The 17,075-nt window shown below is 39.1% G+C and carries 16 protein-coding genes and 1 riboswitch; all 16 genes read left to right on the plus strand.

Going from position 1 to position 17,075, the window contains the following annotated elements; translation table 11 throughout:
• Positions 1-258: 258 nt before the first annotated feature.
• The 16 genes from AC1FXZ_RS18510 (at position 259) to AC1FXZ_RS18585 (ending at position 17,075) form a co-directional block, all read left to right on the plus strand.
• The gene (locus AC1FXZ_RS18510) at positions 259-1,581 is read left to right on the plus strand and encodes a bifunctional folylpolyglutamate synthase/dihydrofolate synthase (protein WP_480056415.1); all 1,323 of its coding nucleotides are present in this window, start codon (positions 259-261) and stop codon (positions 1,579-1,581) included.
• Between the two features lie 210 nt (positions 1,582-1,791).
• A riboswitch (cyclic di-GMP riboswitch) is annotated at positions 1,792-1,877 on the plus strand.
• Between the two features lie 141 nt (positions 1,878-2,018).
• Positions 2,019-2,435 (plus strand): type II secretion system protein, encoded by a 417-nt coding sequence (locus AC1FXZ_RS18515; RefSeq protein WP_480056417.1) that lies wholly within the window; start codon positions 2,019-2,021, stop codon positions 2,433-2,435.
• A 74-nt stretch (positions 2,436-2,509) separates the two neighbouring features.
• A complete protein-coding gene (locus AC1FXZ_RS18520; protein ID WP_480056419.1) occupies positions 2,510-3,256 on the plus strand; it encodes a prepilin peptidase in 747 nt (248 codons plus the stop codon).
• Positions 3,257-3,268: 12 nt separating this feature from the next.
• Positions 3,269-3,718: a type IV pilus modification PilV family protein gene (locus AC1FXZ_RS18525; protein WP_480056421.1), complete on the plus strand. Its 450-nt coding sequence runs from the start codon at positions 3,269-3,271 to the stop codon at positions 3,716-3,718.
• On the plus strand, positions 3,711-4,202 hold the full coding sequence (locus tag AC1FXZ_RS18530; protein ID WP_480056423.1) for a PilW family protein: 492 nt from the start codon (positions 3,711-3,713) through the stop codon (positions 4,200-4,202). Before AC1FXZ_RS18525 ends, AC1FXZ_RS18530 begins: the two co-directional genes overlap by 8 nt.
• Before the next feature lies 1 nt (position 4,203).
• Entirely contained in the window at positions 4,204-5,319 is a 1,116-nt protein-coding gene (locus AC1FXZ_RS18535) for a hypothetical protein (RefSeq protein WP_480056424.1), read from the plus strand.
• A gap of 19 nt (positions 5,320-5,338) precedes the next feature.
• Positions 5,339-6,463, plus strand: a complete 1,125-nt coding sequence (gene pilM / locus AC1FXZ_RS18540; protein WP_480056426.1) for a type IV pilus biogenesis protein PilM — start codon at positions 5,339-5,341, stop codon at positions 6,461-6,463.
• A 28-nt stretch (positions 6,464-6,491) separates the two neighbouring features.
• On the plus strand, positions 6,492-7,055 hold the full coding sequence (locus AC1FXZ_RS18545) for a hypothetical protein (protein ID WP_480056428.1): 564 nt from the start codon (positions 6,492-6,494) through the stop codon (positions 7,053-7,055).
• The gene (locus AC1FXZ_RS18550; protein WP_480056430.1) at positions 7,052-8,656 is read left to right on the plus strand and encodes a hypothetical protein; all 1,605 of its coding nucleotides are present in this window, start codon (positions 7,052-7,054) and stop codon (positions 8,654-8,656) included. The genes AC1FXZ_RS18545 and AC1FXZ_RS18550 overlap by 4 nt, the downstream gene beginning before the upstream one ends.
• Positions 8,657-8,696: 40 nt before the next feature.
• Complete coding sequence (locus AC1FXZ_RS18555) at positions 8,697-10,370, plus strand: GspE/PulE family protein (RefSeq protein ID WP_480056432.1); 1,674 nt, start codon at positions 8,697-8,699, stop codon at positions 10,368-10,370.
• A gap of 13 nt (positions 10,371-10,383) precedes the next feature.
• Entirely contained in the window at positions 10,384-11,424 is a 1,041-nt protein-coding gene (locus AC1FXZ_RS18560; protein ID WP_480056434.1) for a type IV pilus twitching motility protein PilT, read from the plus strand.
• Positions 11,425-11,445: 21 nt separating this feature from the next.
• Positions 11,446-12,663 (plus strand): type II secretion system F family protein, encoded by a 1,218-nt coding sequence (locus tag AC1FXZ_RS18565; RefSeq protein ID WP_480056436.1) that lies wholly within the window; start codon positions 11,446-11,448, stop codon positions 12,661-12,663.
• Between the two features lie 226 nt (positions 12,664-12,889).
• A complete protein-coding gene (locus tag AC1FXZ_RS18570; protein ID WP_480056438.1) occupies positions 12,890-13,969 on the plus strand; it encodes a hypothetical protein in 1,080 nt (359 codons plus the stop codon).
• A gap of 168 nt (positions 13,970-14,137) precedes the next feature.
• Complete coding sequence (locus AC1FXZ_RS18575) at positions 14,138-14,710, plus strand: Maf family protein (protein WP_480056440.1); 573 nt, start codon at positions 14,138-14,140, stop codon at positions 14,708-14,710.
• Between the two features lie 349 nt (positions 14,711-15,059).
• A complete protein-coding gene (gene radC / locus AC1FXZ_RS18580) occupies positions 15,060-15,752 on the plus strand; it encodes a RadC family protein (RefSeq protein WP_480056442.1) in 693 nt (230 codons plus the stop codon).
• Between the two features lie 282 nt (positions 15,753-16,034).
• The gene (locus AC1FXZ_RS18585; RefSeq protein WP_480056444.1) at positions 16,035-17,075 is read left to right on the plus strand and encodes a rod shape-determining protein; all 1,041 of its coding nucleotides are present in this window, start codon (positions 16,035-16,037) and stop codon (positions 17,073-17,075) included.

A 17,075-nucleotide genomic window follows, 5' to 3' on the forward strand; every position in this document is an offset into this window, starting at 1 on the left:
GACGTAACATATGGATCACCTCACGATTATTCTTATCTATATTATACTATAATTACCTGAATAATCGGATTAGTCTGCGCAAAAAAACAGGCTGTTGAGAAAACTTTCTCAACAGCCTGAGGCCCCAATATATTGGGGTCTTTTCTGCGTATGTAGCATTGGTAAAATATGAACATAAAACAATGATTGATAGACTATGACAATTATCGATATAATAGAACAATGTATGCAACGTATAGAAGGGGAGTGAGTGAGTACATGAAAACAAGTTCTGAGGTCATTACTTGGGTTGAAGGGTTATTGCCGTTTGGCATCAAGCCCGGTTTAGAGAGAATGAAATGGATACTAGAACGTCTTGGGAATCCAGAACAGAAAATAAAGGCTGTCCATATCGCTGGGACAAACGGAAAAGGTTCGACGATTAGTTTTATGAGGCATGTCTTAGAAGAGTCTGGTTATAATGTGGGAACCTTTACGTCTCCTAGCATCGAGTTCTTTGAAGAGCGAATTTCGATCAATGGTATCCCGATTGATGAACAGTCGCTTGTTTTATGTGGGAATCGCATTCGCCCGTTAGTAGAAGAACTAGCAACTACAGACCTTGGAAGTCCGACAGAATTTGAAGTGCTGACAACCATTGCGTTTGAGTATTTTGCTACGATTGCAAAGCCAGATGTTGTACTGTTAGAAGTTGGTTTAGGTGGACGTTTAGACTCAACCAATGTAATTCATCCGATTCTTTCAGTCATTACCTCTATCGGATTTGATCATATGCATATACTTGGCAAAACAGTTGAGGAGATTACCACGGAAAAGGCTGGAATCATTAAGAAACACATTCCAGTTGTATCTGGAGTTTCTCAGCAAAGTGCGAAAGAGGTTGTACAGAAAACCTCAACAAAGCAGCTAGCAGAATTGTTTCAATTAGGTACGGATTTTAGCGAGCGAATTGTGACTAATAATGAACAGAAACAAGTTTTTACTTACCTTCAAAAAGATGACGAAACATTTGATGTCACCATTCAAATGCAAGGACCACATCAAAGGAAAAATGGAGCTGTGGCAATTAAGGCTTTACAAGTTTTAACAAATAAATATTTATATAGGGTAACAGAACAAGATATCCAACGTGGGCTTGAAAAGGCCACGTGGCTAGGACGCTTTGAACAAATAAGTGACCATCCTCCTATCATTATTGACGGAGCTCATAACGAAGAAGGAATAGAAGCGCTAGCAAATACGTTAAAACAACATTATCCAGACAAAACGTTTCGCTTTATAGTGGCAGCGACTAAGGAAAAGGAAGTCGCCAATTTATTGAAGCCGTTAACTAGATTCGATGCTGAGTTTACGTTTACAACCTTTGACTTTGAACGTGCAGCAAAAGCCCATGACTTATATAGGGAAGCGCCTGTCGCTAAAAAGAAGATAGAAGAAAATTGGGAACAAGCGTTAGCAACAGAAATAGATGCACTGAATGAAAATGACTTATTAATTGTATGTGGGTCACTTTACTTTATAGCAAAGGTCAGAAAATACTTGTTAAGTAAAGATGAAACAGCACTAATGATCAACAGATAATGTGTTTAGGAAGCAATGACTGTGGGTAAACATAACTTAGTAGTAGAACCTCGTAGTGAAACTATTTACTTCTGAAGAGCCGGACTGCTGCTGTATCAATAGTCCTTTTGATTAATTTGGAAAATTGTCGATATTTCTGGAAAGCTTCAAAATCTAGGAAATTAGTATTGACTTTAATTCCGAAAAAAAATACACTAAATGTAACAAATGAACACACTTGGAAGCGATGAAATACGACTTGTATCTGGGCACCTAAAAGTCGTATTGAGCCACTGGTGCAACCGGCCTTTTGTCTACTTTAGTAAGTTGAAATGCAAAAGGCTTTTTTGTTTGCTCAATTCCTTTCATTTGGCTGATTTTGTTAAAAATGAGTCTGGTTTTATGGGTCTTTATTACTATCTTAGATGATTTTGAAAAATGAAAAAGGGGATAGAGAAATGAGAAAATTGATTAAAGAACGCCTGAAAAATCAAAAAGGGTTAACGCTGATTGAGTTATTGGTTGTAGTTGTGATTTTGGGGATTATTGCTGCGATTGTAATTCCGATGGTTATGGGAAATACGGATGAGGCGAATGCGAACACAAATTTACAAAATGCTAGTATTATTGTTGATGCGGCTAATCGATATCAAGTTTTAAACGGTACTGTTCCTGAGGCTTCTCATCTTTTATTAGAAGAAACTAATGAAGGCCTTCATGTAGGTGGTCCGTTTATTAGTGCTATTCCAGAAGCGGTCGGTGCAGGTTGTGAAAGTCCTTTTGCTATAGATGATGATAATGGTGTAATTAAAGCAGTTTTCCCGAATGACGATTGCCCAGGCTATGATGCTGATTTACATTTGAGTGAGGATTAAAGTTTACTAATTAAAGCTGTCGCTATATTTCAGCGACAGCTTTTCTTAAATAATACCAAAAAAGGAGGAAAGACATGCTCATTGACATATACGTTATCCTAATAGCCCTCATACTCGGCAGCTTCTTCAACGTCGTCGCCATTCGTTTACTACAAAAAGAGTCAGTCGCATTCCCTCCTTCTCATTGTCCTCACTGCAAGCACAAGCTGTCTATTCTTGATCTTGTACCTGTCTTTAGTTATCTCTTCTTAAAGGGCAAATGTCGTTATTGCCAAGTGAAGATTTCTCCTCTATATCCGTTTGGGGAATTGTTAACGGCTTCATCTATGTTTGTTGTTTATAAGTTTGTTGGATTAGAGTGGGAATTGATTCCGGCGCTTTTACTCACGGTTTTACTAGTATTAGCAGTGTTAACAGATATTCGTGAGCAGTTGATTTTGGATAAAGTTACGTTTCCGATGCTTGGTCTTTTGCTAATTAGCCGTTTCTTTATTGGCACGGAGTCGTTTTGGTTTTATTTAGCAGGTGGGGTTGTTGGTTTTGTATTGTTACTAGTTATTGCGATTGCCAGCCGTGGTGGCATGGGTGGTGGCGATATAAAGCTTTATGCAGCCATTGGTGTCGCGCTAGGTCCTTGGTTAACGTTGATGAGCCTGATGCTTGCTGCATTTGCAGGTGCTCTTGTCGGTGGGGTATTGATGCTTTTAGGGGTGGTTAAACATAAGCAACCGATTGCGTTTGGACCGTTTATTTTAATTGGTACGATTGTAGCTTATTTGTTTGGGTTTGAGATTTGGTATTGGTACACAAGTTTTTTATAGGAGGTTAGTGGAATGAGAGATGAGAAAGGTGTAACGTTAGTTGAATTGCTAGTTGCGATTGTTATCGCTGGAATCATCCTCGTTCCCCTATTAACGATCATGACTGGTACGTTTACGCGCACAGTCAGTCAAGAGCAAGAGACGGTTAATGCCTATATCGCTCAGAGTGTGATGGAAAAGGTAAGAATGAACAGTTCCGAACATCAGTTAATCGAAGGAAGCTATTGTTGGAACGGTGTCGAATGTGAACCCTTACCTGATTTTTATATCGATGGGGATTTAGAAATCAATCACGACTATACCATTTATGTGGAAGTTAAGAGTTATTCAGATAGAGATCATTTTTATGAAGTTTTAGTAACGGTCAGCAATGATTCCTTGGTGTCACATGGTCCTACTAGTGGTGTCGTTGAAAAAAAGAATGAGATCGAGCTAGTAACGGTGGTGAAAAAAAATGAATAGCAATAATGAGCGAGGGATAACACTAGTGGAATTGCTCGTTATCATTGTCATCATGGGGGCTATTAGCACTCCGATTTTTATGATGGTTTCACTGTCGTTGAATACTGAACGAGATGTTTCCACACGAAATGAGATACAACGAGAAGCCCGTTTTATTATGGAATATATAACGGAAAAAATGCGTGATAAAGATGTAGGATGGATCCAAAAGAACGAAACTACTCAAATTTGGTTCTTGTGCAAAGGTGAACAAAATCAGGAAGGCGATGAAGAGTGCTCCGATGTTTTCTTAACCTATGAAGAAGCTAATAAAACAATGAGGCTCGGTGTTGGAGGAAATGTTCTTTCTACAGATATTGAGAATTTTGACTTTCCTGGTTTCGGGGAAAGTGGCCAAGTTGTATTGAGAATTGATAAGGCTGATGAAAGCCTTGAATTAAGAAGTGATATCTATACTAATCGTTTTAATGAAGAGGATGAATAACATGAAAAAGCACATTCAATCTGAACAAGGGGCTGCCCTTATATTAGTTCTCTTTGTTATTGTTTTTCTTTCCATAGTTGGACTGTCGATGTTAACACAAACGACGTACAGCCAAAAGTCGATAGTTCAAAATAAAGTGATTGAAGGTCAATTTTATATGTTGGAAGGTGGACTTGACTTATTTCTAGATTATATTTATCAGGATGTCGGGGAAGAAGAGCTTTTTTCCTTTTTTGAGCATTATTTGTCAGAAGAGAAAGTCTTTACTGATGATGTATATGTCATTGATGGAAACACAATCATGTTTACAATCTCATCTGAAGTAATATCTGATGAAGAGTTGCAGAGCGAACCAAATGAAGAGGTACATGAACAGCTAATGGAAGCGACAATTACTGCGAGTGTGCAAAACGATCCCCAAATAGAACGCGAACTCTTGATGCATATTAACAAAGAGATTATCAATAGATACTTTGGGCAAGGGGTTTCTATTAATTATATTGGTGGGAATGTTGATGCAGAGACGAAACAAGTAAAGTTGTCTGCTGAAGAAATTATTCAGATCACGAACGATCAATATAATAGCGTTGTTGATAAATATAGCAAATTGATACACGAGAAATATGGGTATCATTACAATTTTTCTGGACAGCAACCTCATACAGGTTTTCAGCAAATACCTAATAGTTGTCAAGATACACCTAACCCATTTACGATAGGCGAATTAGTAATTAAAACGTGCAAAAATTTATCAGCGCCATTTAATGTTCCCGAAAATGAAATTTATATAGTAGATGAGGTCGAGATAACGGGGAATAGTCACGTTACTGTGGACGGTTTGTTACTTGCTGATTACTTACGAATTAACGGGACTCCAACTCTTACTGTTAATACAGGAATCATTGCTAGAGATTTTGTCATGGGAGGAAAAGGGAATCCAGAAAGTCCACCAGCCGGGCAAAATCTAAGTGTAGAAGGTGCTGCAAATGGTATACCGTGTGATTTACTTAATGGTACACTAATTGATTGTGGCAAAGTGGATAATTTAGAGCATGTTACAGTTGAGTATGGCGAAAATTATGAGTACGAGGTCGTATCATATAGAACATTAAGATAAAGAGAATGAGGTGTAAGTAATGTTCTTCAACAATAAGTATTCAGGCATGGACTTTCGTGACAAGAAGGTAACCTTTGCTACGATTAAAATGGATAGACAGCTGCCTGTACTAGTGGGGGTTTTTGAGACTCCGGTTTCGAAAGGGATAATGGATGATGGAGCAGTTGTAGAAGTTGAAGCGTTATCTGAAGCGATCGAGACGTTTTTAGAAAATAAAAAACAAAGTTCAAAACGAGTTCATCTTGCCATTCCTACTCAAAATACGTTAATTCGAAAGATAAATACATTGCCAGATCTAGAAGAGAAGGATTTAGCGAAACTCATTAAGTTTCAAATTGGAGAAACAATTCACCTTCCATTTGATGAACCGATTTATGACTTTGTGAAAATCGGATCGCTTAATATTAACCGTCCTAATGCTTACTTAGAAAATGAAGACTTTACAGTTGAGGATTTAGCAAGAAATAATAACCAGGACGAGCCCCGGAGTGAGATCCTCTTCTTTGCAACATCAAGACAAATTTCTGAAGAGCTAATGGAAGCTTGTGAAGATGCCGGCTTTAAACCCCAAACGGCCGAGATTCGTGGTCTGGCTCTACAGCGATTGATATTGAATCTTCATCCTCGTTGGTTAAGAGGAGTGGAGATGATCATTGATGTAGAAGAAGAGATTCTAGATATCCATATTTTTAAAAACGATATGATTATTTTCTCGAGAACGATGGTAATTGATAGTGAGGAATCTGTAGATATACCGGTAGAGCTTGAAGAGGAAGTGCTTTCCTTTAATATAGTTGATTTAGAAGAGGACCGCGAAATAGCTGCTACGAAAGAGCAGACAAAGAATGAAGCAGAAGATCACTATGTCAACGCTGTAATTGATGAAATTCAAAAAGCTCAAAATTTTTATCGTTACTCATTAGGGGAAAGAGATAGTGAATTTGATCGAGTGATTGTAACCGGTGATCTTGCAAGCAAAATGTGTCCTCTCTTTAAGGAGAGATTAACGATGGTTACTGAAGTGACAAGGGTTGATTATACTCCGATACTCGAATATGACATTTCAAACGATTTGTTAGATAGCTGTAGTGTGGCGATTGGGTTAGCGATGCGCGCTAACGAGAAGCCAAAGAAAAAGAAATAATCTGTAGTGGGAGATTGGAGAGATCGTCTTGAACATAAGCATTGACTTACTCCCAGAACGATCAAGAGCAAGAGAAGATAGGTTTCCGGTAATCCCAGTTATGGGATTAGCCTCGATTGTGATCGGAGCGATCGTTTTAGGAGTCACATATGTTGATACACGAAGTAACATTAATACGTTACAGGGACAAATTGCAACGCAAACAGAACAGCTCGATATAATCGAGGCTGAATTTATTGCAATGACTTCAGGTGTTACAGAATATAACTATGTTGACTATTATCAAGAATTGGATGGCTTTTTAACTAGTATATACAGAGGGGCCATTACATTAAAGGAAATAATATATCTTTATTTACCAGAAGGTGCTAGCGTTGAAACATATGCGTTTAATAATGAAGGAGCATTAGCAATAAGGCTGACGACGACTTCTAAGGGAGATGCCGCTATTTATTTGAATCACTTGCTAAATGAAGAAATTGTAACAGATGCACAAGTGGAGACTGTTTCGGAAAGAGAGAGCGATGGAACCCTTGCCTATACATCTCAGTTTACGTTAATGCTTAATACGTTAGTTGGTGAAAGAGAATGAGGGAATGGCTTGTTCGAAATCAAAACCTACTATTATATATTGTGATTATTGCTTTTTTAGGGTTAGCATTTTTCTACTTTTTTCAACTCAAACCATTACAAGCGTCACAAAAGAATCAAGAAGGTGAACTGGATAGAATTCATGCATCTATTTGGAACTATGAAGAAGCGATTTCAAGTTTGAAGCCTCAAGTGTTGTCAAATGAAGACGAAAGGTTATTACTAGACAGCATTCCAATCCGGCCAAATGTCGAACAGTTACTTGCTGATTTAGAGAGTACAGAACTTGAAAATGGAGTCTTTATTAGGAGTATTTCTACTGAGATCATTCAGAATGAAGCAGAGGAGCGTCAATGGGGCTCGGTATTTTCTGAAGACGTTTTAGAGGTTTTGGGTGAGCGACTTGAGGAGGTTGAAGAGCTACAAGTTTCCTCAGTTGAACTAATTGTTAACGTAGAAGGCACAGAAGAAGAAGTTGATGCATTCATTGGAGATATCGAAAATCTTCCTCGGATTATTCATATTCAAGATTATAACTATACAATTAGTGAGAATGATGTAGGGACAGAACGCTTAACAGCTACGGTTAACATGAGAGCCTATTATAGCGAGGAGTTCCTTACATTTGTTGAAGAACGAGATGAATTTGAGTTAGATTATGAATTTGATGTAAATCGCTTAAATCGTTATATTGAAATAGCTGAGGGAGTAAGCGAAGAACCAACTGATGGAGAGCGTGTAGACACGAATGAAGGTGAGCCTTTCAATGATGAAGAGGAACTTGAGGCAGAAGAAAGCCGGGAAGAAAGAAACGAGTCAAGGGAAGAGACTGTAGAGGACATGCCTTCCGGAGACGATATAGGTCACGATCACAGAGAGAATATCTCCATAAACCCTGTTTATCCGAATGAAAGCTATAATGTAGAATTAGGCGTCACTCCATTAGAATTATACTATATGCCGGCCTCATACGATAAAGCCGTTAAAGATGACGATACGTTTGTTTACCTTGTTCAAACAGGAGCTTATAATACGGATTATTATTTCCATAGACAATTAAACAGACTTATTGGACAAGGGGTATTCCCTCGAACAGTAGTACGTGATCATGATCCAAGTTTAACGAGTTTAGTTATTAATACGGGGTTTGGGCATTCACGCGCGTCAGCTGAAAAAATAGGCAATTATTTATATAGTATCCATTCAGATTACTATTCTTGGGTAGATAAAGTGCCTGTTCGACTTCCAGAGAGTGAGAAACAGACTTTGTGGCCGGTTGCCATTGATGCAATTAATATAATGAGTGATATCGCATCCAGAGGGATAACGGACAAAAATTTTGCCCTTACAAGTAGTCAGTATATGAAGGTCAATGAGGTCTTTGAGACATATGAAGAAATAGCGAAGCAAGCGATAGAAGACTCAAAAGATGAAGCGAGAATTGTGCAACTGCAAGATACGATCACATTTTTAGCATTAGCAAAAGATTCAATCGAACACTATCATGATCAGCCGGATTCTGCAGTCTTATGGCAAACACAAGGGGCCATGCTTGAATTCATTTATTCATTGAATGGCTTTGTGCGATTCGACTCGAAGTAGCTTCATTGTTATCTTTCTTAGTAAAAAAGGAGTTGGACGTATGGCTTCGCAAAAACGTAAACGATTAGGCGACTTACTTGTTGATTCAGGAGTCATAACCAATGATCAATTAATGGAAGCGCTCGAAGAACAAAAAAAGACGGGAGACAAGCTTGGTGACCAACTCGTATCAATGAATTTGGTTACGGAGCAAACAATTATTGAAACCTTGGAGTACCAGTTAGGGATTCCACATATAAACCTATATAAAGTAAAACTCGATCAAAAAATTATTGGGATTATTAGTGAAGAATATGCCCGCGAATACCAACTAATACCAGTTGAGCGAAATGGAAGTCGGTTAACGGTTGCAATGGCAGACCCACTTGATTATTTTGCTTTAGATGATCTGAGACTTAGCACGGGCTTTCAAATTCAGCCAGCTATCGCAAAAAAAGAAGAATTACGCTTGGCCATAAATCGTTACTACGGAGTGCAAAAATCACTCGATCAAATGATCGTTGATATGGCGCCCCAAAAAGAAGATGATGAGGCCACTCTTGAAATGCAGCAATCGGATGATTCGCCAGTTGCAAAGATGGTGAACCAGCTTATCTCTCAAGCTGTTCATGAAGGAGCAAGTGATATTCACATCGATGCACAAGAAACAGAAACGATTATTCGCTTTCGGGTAGACGGAGTACTACGCCATGAGCGAACGGTGCCGAAAAATATGCACAATGTTCTAGTTTCAAGGGTGAAAATTTTAGCAGATTTAAATATTGCAGAAAGACGACTACCCCAAGATGGTCGCTTTAAAATGGATTTAGATCTTCATAAAATTGACTTGCGTATCTCCATTTTACCAACAATTTTTGGTGAAAAAATTGTTATGCGACTTCTTGATACGGCAAATGTTCTACTTGGGATTAATCGTCTTGGCTTCTCGGTAGATAATGAAGAGAAGTTTCTTAAAATGCTTAAAAATGCATATGGGATCATTCTTGTTACAGGACCAACCGGTTCGGGAAAATCGACAACGTTGTATTCTGCTTTGACGAACTTAAACTCACCTGAAGTAAATATTATTACGGTTGAGGATCCGGTCGAGTACCAATTAAAAGGAATTAACCAGGTTCATGTTAATAGCAACGTAGGAATGACATTTGCTACGGGCCTGAGATCAATTTTGCGACAAGACCCTGACATCATAATGGTCGGAGAAGTGCGGGATACAGAAACAGCTGAAATTGCACTGCGCTCTGCATTAACAGGGCATTTGGTTTTAAGTACATTGCATACCAATGATGCTGTAAGCGCAATCGGGCGTTTGATGGATATGGGAGTTGAACCGTTTCTAGTTGCATCGGCCTTATCGGGTGTAATTGCACAACGTCTCGTGCGTAAGGTATGTCCAAGTTGTGTTCAGTCGTATGATCCATCAGCAGAACAGTTGCAACTCTTTCAATCACACGAGATTCCTGTAAAGCAGCTTGTTAAAGGTAAAGGGTGTGCAAATTGCAATAGTACAGGTTATAAAGGACGACTTGCGATTCACGAGGCGATTGTAATCAATGAACAGTTACGTGAATTAATTATAAAGAAATCATCTGATTCAGCGTATCGCCAATACGTAAAAGAGCAAGGCTTTAATAGCATGTTAGAAGATGGTTTGACAAAGGCAGCTTTAGGACTTACGACAATCGATGAGGTGTATAGAGTTACAGTGGAATAGAAGGTGGCTTTTAATGGATATTGATAAATTATTAAATTTTGCTTTTCAAAATAAGGCATCGGATTTGCATATAACAGTAGGAGCAACACCGAATTTGCGAATCAACGGAAAGTTAAAGAAAGTTGAATCACAAATTTTAACACCTGAACAAACGTTAATGATGGCTAAACAAATTATTCCAGAAGATAAGTATAAGCAATTTGAACAAAATGGTGAACTTGACTTCTCATATGCCATTCAAGGTGTTTGTCGTTTTAGGGTTAATGTGTTTAGGCAAAGAGGTTCTGTCGGGATCGTTTGCAGGGTTGTGAGTGGGAAAGTTCCTACTATTTCAGAACTGGGTCTTCCAACGATCCTAGAAGACTTCGCGAAGTATACACAAGGAATTTTACTTGTTACGGGCCCGACAGGTTCGGGGAAATCTACCACTCTAGCTTCTATAATTGATTACATTAATGAGAATATGAGCAAACACATTTTGACATTGGAAGATCCAATTGAGTTTTTGCATAAACACAAAAAGAGTATCGTCAATCAACGAGAAATAGGCCTTGATAGTAAAGGGTTTTCGATAGGGTTGCGTGCTGCTTTGCGTCAAGATCCTGATGTAATTCTTGTTGGTGAAATGCGAGATTTGGACACTGTTCGAACGGCTATAACAGCAGCTGAAACAGGTCATTTGGTTCTCGGGACACTCCATACTCAAACAGCTTCGCAAACGGTGCATCGAATCATTGATGTGTTTCCAGCTGAACAGCATCAGCAAGTGAGAATGCAATTAGCTAGTTCTCTTCTTGGGGTTGTCTCCCAACGACTCTTGCCAACAGCAAATGGTAAAGGGAGGATCGCAGCATTAGAAATTCTCGTTCAAAATGCAGCGATTGCTAACTTAATACGCAGTGATAAAATTCATCAGATTCTAACGGTATTAGAAACGAGTCGAAGCAGTGGAATGAGAACGATTAATATGGCCGTGAGTGAGCTTGTGCAAAAAGGTCTTGTTACACGTGAGACTGCTGATGAATTTGTACCAAACTGGAATAAACATGAATAACAATGGAGAGGAGGTAAGCGAATGGTTTTTCTCTACAAGGCGATCGACTCCAGAACAGGGAAAGAAATAAAAGGGAAGCTCTCAGCGAATTCTGTAGATTTAGCTGCAACCGAGTTGAAACGAAAAGGTCTCTACATCGCTGAGTTAAAGGAACAAAAGGAGTCTATTTGGAACAAAGATCTTACTATCATTATAGGTAAGCCGGTAAAGAATGCAGATTTTGTTATTTTTTGCAGGCAGTTGGCGACCCTGTTAAATGCGGGCACAACAATCGTAGAATCTGTGAAGATCTTATCAGAGCAAGTAACCTCTAAACCTTTTAGACAAGCACTTGATGAGGTTTATTACGATGTGAGATCAGGTACTTCTTTCTCCGAAGCTTGCACGAAACACGAGAAGATCTTTGATAAGGTGTTTATCAATATGGTTCGTGCTGGGGAGACGAGTGGAGACTTAGAAAAGGTGTTAGATCGTTTAGCAACTTTCTATGAAAAAGAAAGACGTGTTCGCGAAAAAGTGAAATCAGCTATGATGTATCCTATTGCTGTATCTCTCATCTCCGTTGTCGTAGTTGTCATTTTGCTAACTGTGGTATTACCCAGTTTATTAAATAATTTATTATCAATGGGTGGGGAGATTCCGGTGCCAACGTTAATAGTAATGGCGGCATCTGATTTTCTTATTCATCAGTGGTATATTGCTTTGCTCGTGGTACTTGGTTTGATTCTCGGATTTGTGGCGCTACAACGAGATCCGAAGGGGAGATATATGCTTGATTACGTCAAATTAAGGCTTCCTGTTTTTGGTCTATTGGCCCAAAAAACTATTATTGCTCGTGTAACGCGAACGATGGCTTCTATGTTTTCAAGTTCTGTTCCGGTTTTACAAACGTTAACGATGAGCTCAGAAATTGCTAATAATGAAGTGGTAAAAAAAGTAATGACTGAATCAAAAGAGTCATTACGTGCTGGGGAGAGCTTATCGGAGCCATTTAGCAAAAGCTGGGTATTTCCAAAACTAGTAAGCCATATGATTAAGGTAGGAGAAGAGTCTGGACAACTTGATTCAATGCTTGAGAAAGTAGCAGACTTCTATGAAGAAGAAGTTGAACAAATGGCTTCAAGGATGAGTTCAATAATAGAGCCTTTAATGATCGTTGTGTTAGGGCTCGTTGTTGGTACAATCGTACTTGCGACGATGCTCCCTATGTTTTCTGTTTATCAGAATTTTGGAGGATAAAGTTGAAAGTGAAATCTCTATTGGCCACTGAAAAAGGTACAGGTCTTTTACCTTTTTCAGTGGCCTTTCTAACTCTACTCGAGTACCCTAGCCTTTAGATCAATTGTTTCTTCTTAGATAAGGCTATTAGTTAATACGATAATTATTTCAGTTGCTTGTTCTATCTAGTACTCATGTTTAATAGAATAGAAATATAAAGAAATGATTGTGGAAGGGAGTGGTTTAGATGGAACAGGAGAAATATAAAATATCGGTCCGATTAAATGGGAAAGAGCAGACCCTGAACGAGCAAAGCAATGAAGATCGCTCTAGCAAACAATCTGCCAACCAGGTTATCTCAAATGAAATTGTTGCGGCCCGAGAAGATGTAGCAGATGATGAAACTGAACTCATTCCTCAACCAGATAACATCATAGATTTTGGAAAAAGACAAGAAGAACGAAAACGAAATGATGCACCATATTGGGATGATGGGTTTAGTGAGAAGAGTCCGAAACTTCCATTTAAACGTAAGAAGAAATCATATAATCCTAATAAAAAGCCTAAATTTCCAATGATGTTAATTGTCTCGTTGTTTTCAGCTGTTGCAGTTGGACTAAGTCTTGGATTTATGGTATTGACTTTTTTTACTGGCGATGGTGTGGGGACAAGCCAAGGAACTACAGGTGGAGCAGTAGTTCCTGCTTTCTCAGAAGCAGGTGAGGGGCTCCCAGTCTTAGCATTGGAAGTCGTTCAAGGTGGGGCGTTCGCTGAACTGGAGACTGGAGAAGACGTTGCTAAAAATCTAAAAGAACAAGGTTTAGCTGCAACACTGACAACTACAACTGATCCATTTTATATGTTTATAGGTGCTGGGGGAGATCGTGCACAGGCAACGAGCATCGGGATGATATATGAAGATTATGGCCACGATACGTATTTGAAAACGTATCGTGTTGATGGGAAAGCTGTAACCGGACAAGCTGAAGAAACGACTACATGGTTTACAAATGCCATTTCCCATTATAAAGAACTTCTTTCATTAACGGTTGATGGTTTCGGTGGTGGGTCGTTACTTACAACTGAGAAAATGGCGCAATTAGAACAAGCAACCGATGACTTACAAGCCAATCGTAATCAAGCTTTTATGAACATGCCAAAAGAAGTGCAAGATAAAGCTTTGGCCATGGGGGATAACCTAGTTCTTGCAGGCGAGAAGTTATCAGCTTATGTAGACACTCAAAAAGAAGAAGAATTGTGGCAGTCACAACAGGCGCTGTTAGATGCACTTGTAAATTACGAAGAGGTTATAGATACGCTACAATAACGAGGAATTAAGTGAAGGTGTTTCAATGCTTATCAATTGAGCGCCTTCTTTTAGTACGTTTGAAAGATACATTTTCTAACATACTTGTTGTGGAAAAAAAGAGGATTTGGTAATCTTTCTTATGAACCTGTACAATAAGTAAAAAACTATTGTAGAGGTGACCCCTTCATGAAATCTTTCATTTTAGCCTCAGGTTCCCCGAGGCGTAAAGAGCTACTCGAACAAGCCCACTATTCATTTTCCATTCAAGCAAGTACAGTTCAAGAAAAAGTAGAGGAGGGATTATCTCCGGAAGAAGTCGTAGTTCAATTGGCCAAACAAAAAGCAGAAGACGTATCATCGAAACATAAAGATGCGATTGTTCTAGGTTCAGATACTGTCGTTGTATTTCATTCTGATATCCTTGGAAAGCCTCAAGATAAGACTGAAGCAAAAGCAATGCTTGAGCGTCTATCTGGACAAACACATACTGTGTATACAGGCGTAGCCCTTTGTCATCCAAGCGGCACAACAACCTTCTATGAGAAAACTGAAGTTGAATTTTACCCATTATCCACTGACGATATTGACATGTATATTCGTAGTGGTGAACCGTTTGATAAAGCGGGAGCATATGGAATACAAGGGTTCGGTGCTTATTTAGTTAAGCGAATCATAGGTGACTATTTCGCCGTCGTTGGCCTCCCCCTAGCCAAAACAATGCGCGAACTAAAAAAAATCGGCATAACCCCAAGTATATAAGAGTTGATTCCAAAAGGGCGGTTTATCCCTTTTGGAATCAACTCGAAGCAATGAGCGAAGCCGCTACAATGGTCTTAAGGCTTCATGAGTGGTTTTCTCATGAAGCCGAGTAGCGAGAGAAGCCATTGCAAAAAAGCCAAAAGGGCGGTTTATCCCTTTTGGAATCAACTCGAAGCAATGAGCGAAGCCGCTACAATGGTCTTAAGGCTTCATGAGTGGTTTTCTCATGAAGCCGAGTAGCGAGAGAAGCCATTGCACTTCTTTGAGGTTTTCAGCCGTCCTTGGTTTTTACCTTTTTATTTTTATAAAATCTCCCTTTTTTGTACACAGTAGAAAGGAAGTGTTCTCTTTGTCTCACTCGTCGTTTCTTATCCGAGATGTTCCATTGCGTGAAAGGCCTCGTGAACGCTTGTTACAAGAAGGCCCTAAAACTTTATCGAATCAAGAAATACTAGCGATTTTGCTTAGAAGTGGAACGAAAAAAGAATCAGCTTTGCAAGTGGCTCATCATCTTTTAGCAAAATTTGATGGTTTATTATTGTTAAAGGATGCTGTAATTGAGGAATTATGTACTGTTAATGGGGTAGGTGAGGCAAAGGCAGTTGAACTTTTAGCTGCAATAGAACTTGGAAGACGAATTCATTGTATGCAACCTGACGAACGGTATGTCATTCGTTCTCCAGAAGATGTATCAAACTATGTGATGGAAGATATGCGCTTCCTTCAACAAGAGCATTTCGACTGTTTATATTTAAATACAAAGAATCAAGTCCTTTCAAGAAAGACAATTTTCATTGGCAGCTTAAATGCGAGTATCGTGCATCCACGTGAAGTATACAAGGAAGCATTTCGTAGGTCGGCTGCTTCTGTTATTTGCCTCCATAATCATCCATCTGGAGATCCGACCCCAAGTCGTGAAGATATTGAAGTGACAAAGCGATTAACGGAATCGGGGAAAGTTCTTGGAATTGAGCTTCTTGACCATATTATTATCGGTGATCGAAAATTTGTTAGTCTTAAGGAACAAGGGTATGTCATATAATAAACTCGATCGTAGTCGTGGAAATAAGATTAGGAAATAAAGCGATAGCGATCTTCAAAAGAGAATGGTAACATAAGAGGGGTGTTGCTTTTTTATTGGAATCATGCCATGCCACTGTAACTCAATTTCTTTATGTTTTGCTTCAAAGTGATGAAATGTTCATGAAAGTTTTTATTTAGTAGCTTTTTTGTTAAACTTGGGGAACTTAAGGCTATTTTTTTTATGTTTTATTCGTTATAATGAAGGTTATGATTTCGGATTTGTATGAAGGGAGATACATAGATGTTTGGTGGGTTCTCAAAAGATATAGGAATTGATTTAGGAACAGCAAACACGCTTGTTTATGTGAAGAGCAAAGGAATAGTCGTCCGTGAACCGTCGGTTGTCGCACTTCGAACTGATACTGGTTCAATTGAGGCTGTTGGAAATGACGCAAAAAATATGATTGGTCGAACGCCTGGTAATATTGTGGCAGTTCGTCCGATGAAAGATGGGGTCATTGCTGACTTCGATACGACTGCAACGATGCTGAAGTATTTTATCCAACAAGCGTTGAAAAACCGTTCAATTTTTACCCGTAAGCCTTCTGTTATGGTATGTGTTCCATCTGGAATTACGGCGGTAGAGAAACGAGCAGTTGAAGATGCAACAAAGCAAGCAGGTGCAAAGGAAGCATATACGCTTGAAGAACCATTTGCAGCAGCTATAGGTGCCGATCTCCCTGTATGGGAACCGACAGGAAGTATGGTTGTTGATATCGGTGGTGGAACGACAGAAGTAGCGATTATCTCATTAGGAGGGATTGTTACAAGCCAATCGATTCGAGTTGCTGGTGATGAAATGGATGATTCAATTATTCAATACATTAAGAAAAACTACAATTTGATGATAGGTGAGAGAACAGCAGAAGCACTTAAGCTCGAAATTGGTTCTGCTGGTGCCCCTGAAGGTGTCGATGATATGGATATCCGTGGGCGTGACTTGTTGACAGGATTACCGAAGACAATTTCAGTGTCAGCTGAAGAGATTTCAGGTGCTCTCGCCGATACAGTAACTACCATTATTGAATCTGTGAAAAATACGTTGGAGCAATCACCTCCTGAGCTTGCAGCGGATATTATGGACCGGGGTATCGTCTTAACAGGTGGAGGCGCACTGTTAAGAAACCTTGATCGAGTGTTAAGTGATGAAACGAATATGCCAGTACTTGTTGCAGAAAATCCATTAGATTGCGTAGCGATTGGTACAGGTCGAGCACTTGAAAATTTACACTTATTTCGTTCAAAAGCGGGTATAACGTCGCGCTCAGATAGAAAATTGTAA

It is taken from the genome of Halalkalibacter sp. HAAS-P014 (assembly GCF_056619965.1).

What these genes read in the sequence shown, in the direction of transcription:
- AC1FXZ_RS18560 (WP_480056434.1), top strand. Translation starts at nt 10,384, where the DNA reads ATGGATATTGATAAATTATTAAATTTTGCTTTTCAAAATAAGGCATCG.
- AC1FXZ_RS18535 (WP_480056424.1), top strand. Translation starts at nt 4,204, where the DNA reads ATGAAAAAGCACATTCAATCTGAACAAGGGGCTGCCCTTATATTAGTT.
- AC1FXZ_RS18555 (WP_480056432.1), top strand. Translation starts at nt 8,697, where the DNA reads ATGGCTTCGCAAAAACGTAAACGATTAGGCGACTTACTTGTTGATTCA.
- AC1FXZ_RS18565 (WP_480056436.1), top strand. Translation starts at nt 11,446, where the DNA reads ATGGTTTTTCTCTACAAGGCGATCGACTCCAGAACAGGGAAAGAAATA.
- AC1FXZ_RS18520 (WP_480056419.1), top strand. Translation starts at nt 2,510, where the DNA reads ATGCTCATTGACATATACGTTATCCTAATAGCCCTCATACTCGGCAGC.
- pilM (WP_480056426.1), top strand. Translation starts at nt 5,339, where the DNA reads ATGTTCTTCAACAATAAGTATTCAGGCATGGACTTTCGTGACAAGAAG.
- AC1FXZ_RS18570 (WP_480056438.1), top strand. Translation starts at nt 12,890, where the DNA reads ATGGAACAGGAGAAATATAAAATATCGGTCCGATTAAATGGGAAAGAG.
- AC1FXZ_RS18515 (WP_480056417.1), top strand. Translation starts at nt 2,019, where the DNA reads ATGAGAAAATTGATTAAAGAACGCCTGAAAAATCAAAAAGGGTTAACG.
- AC1FXZ_RS18510 (WP_480056415.1), top strand. Translation starts at nt 259, where the DNA reads ATGAAAACAAGTTCTGAGGTCATTACTTGGGTTGAAGGGTTATTGCCG.
- AC1FXZ_RS18575 (WP_480056440.1), top strand. Translation starts at nt 14,138, where the DNA reads ATGAAATCTTTCATTTTAGCCTCAGGTTCCCCGAGGCGTAAAGAGCTA.
- AC1FXZ_RS18585 (WP_480056444.1), top strand. Translation starts at nt 16,035, where the DNA reads ATGTTTGGTGGGTTCTCAAAAGATATAGGAATTGATTTAGGAACAGCA.
- AC1FXZ_RS18530 (WP_480056423.1), top strand. Translation starts at nt 3,711, where the DNA reads ATGAATAGCAATAATGAGCGAGGGATAACACTAGTGGAATTGCTCGTT.
- AC1FXZ_RS18550 (WP_480056430.1), top strand. Translation starts at nt 7,052, where the DNA reads ATGAGGGAATGGCTTGTTCGAAATCAAAACCTACTATTATATATTGTG.
- AC1FXZ_RS18525 (WP_480056421.1), top strand. Translation starts at nt 3,269, where the DNA reads ATGAGAGATGAGAAAGGTGTAACGTTAGTTGAATTGCTAGTTGCGATT.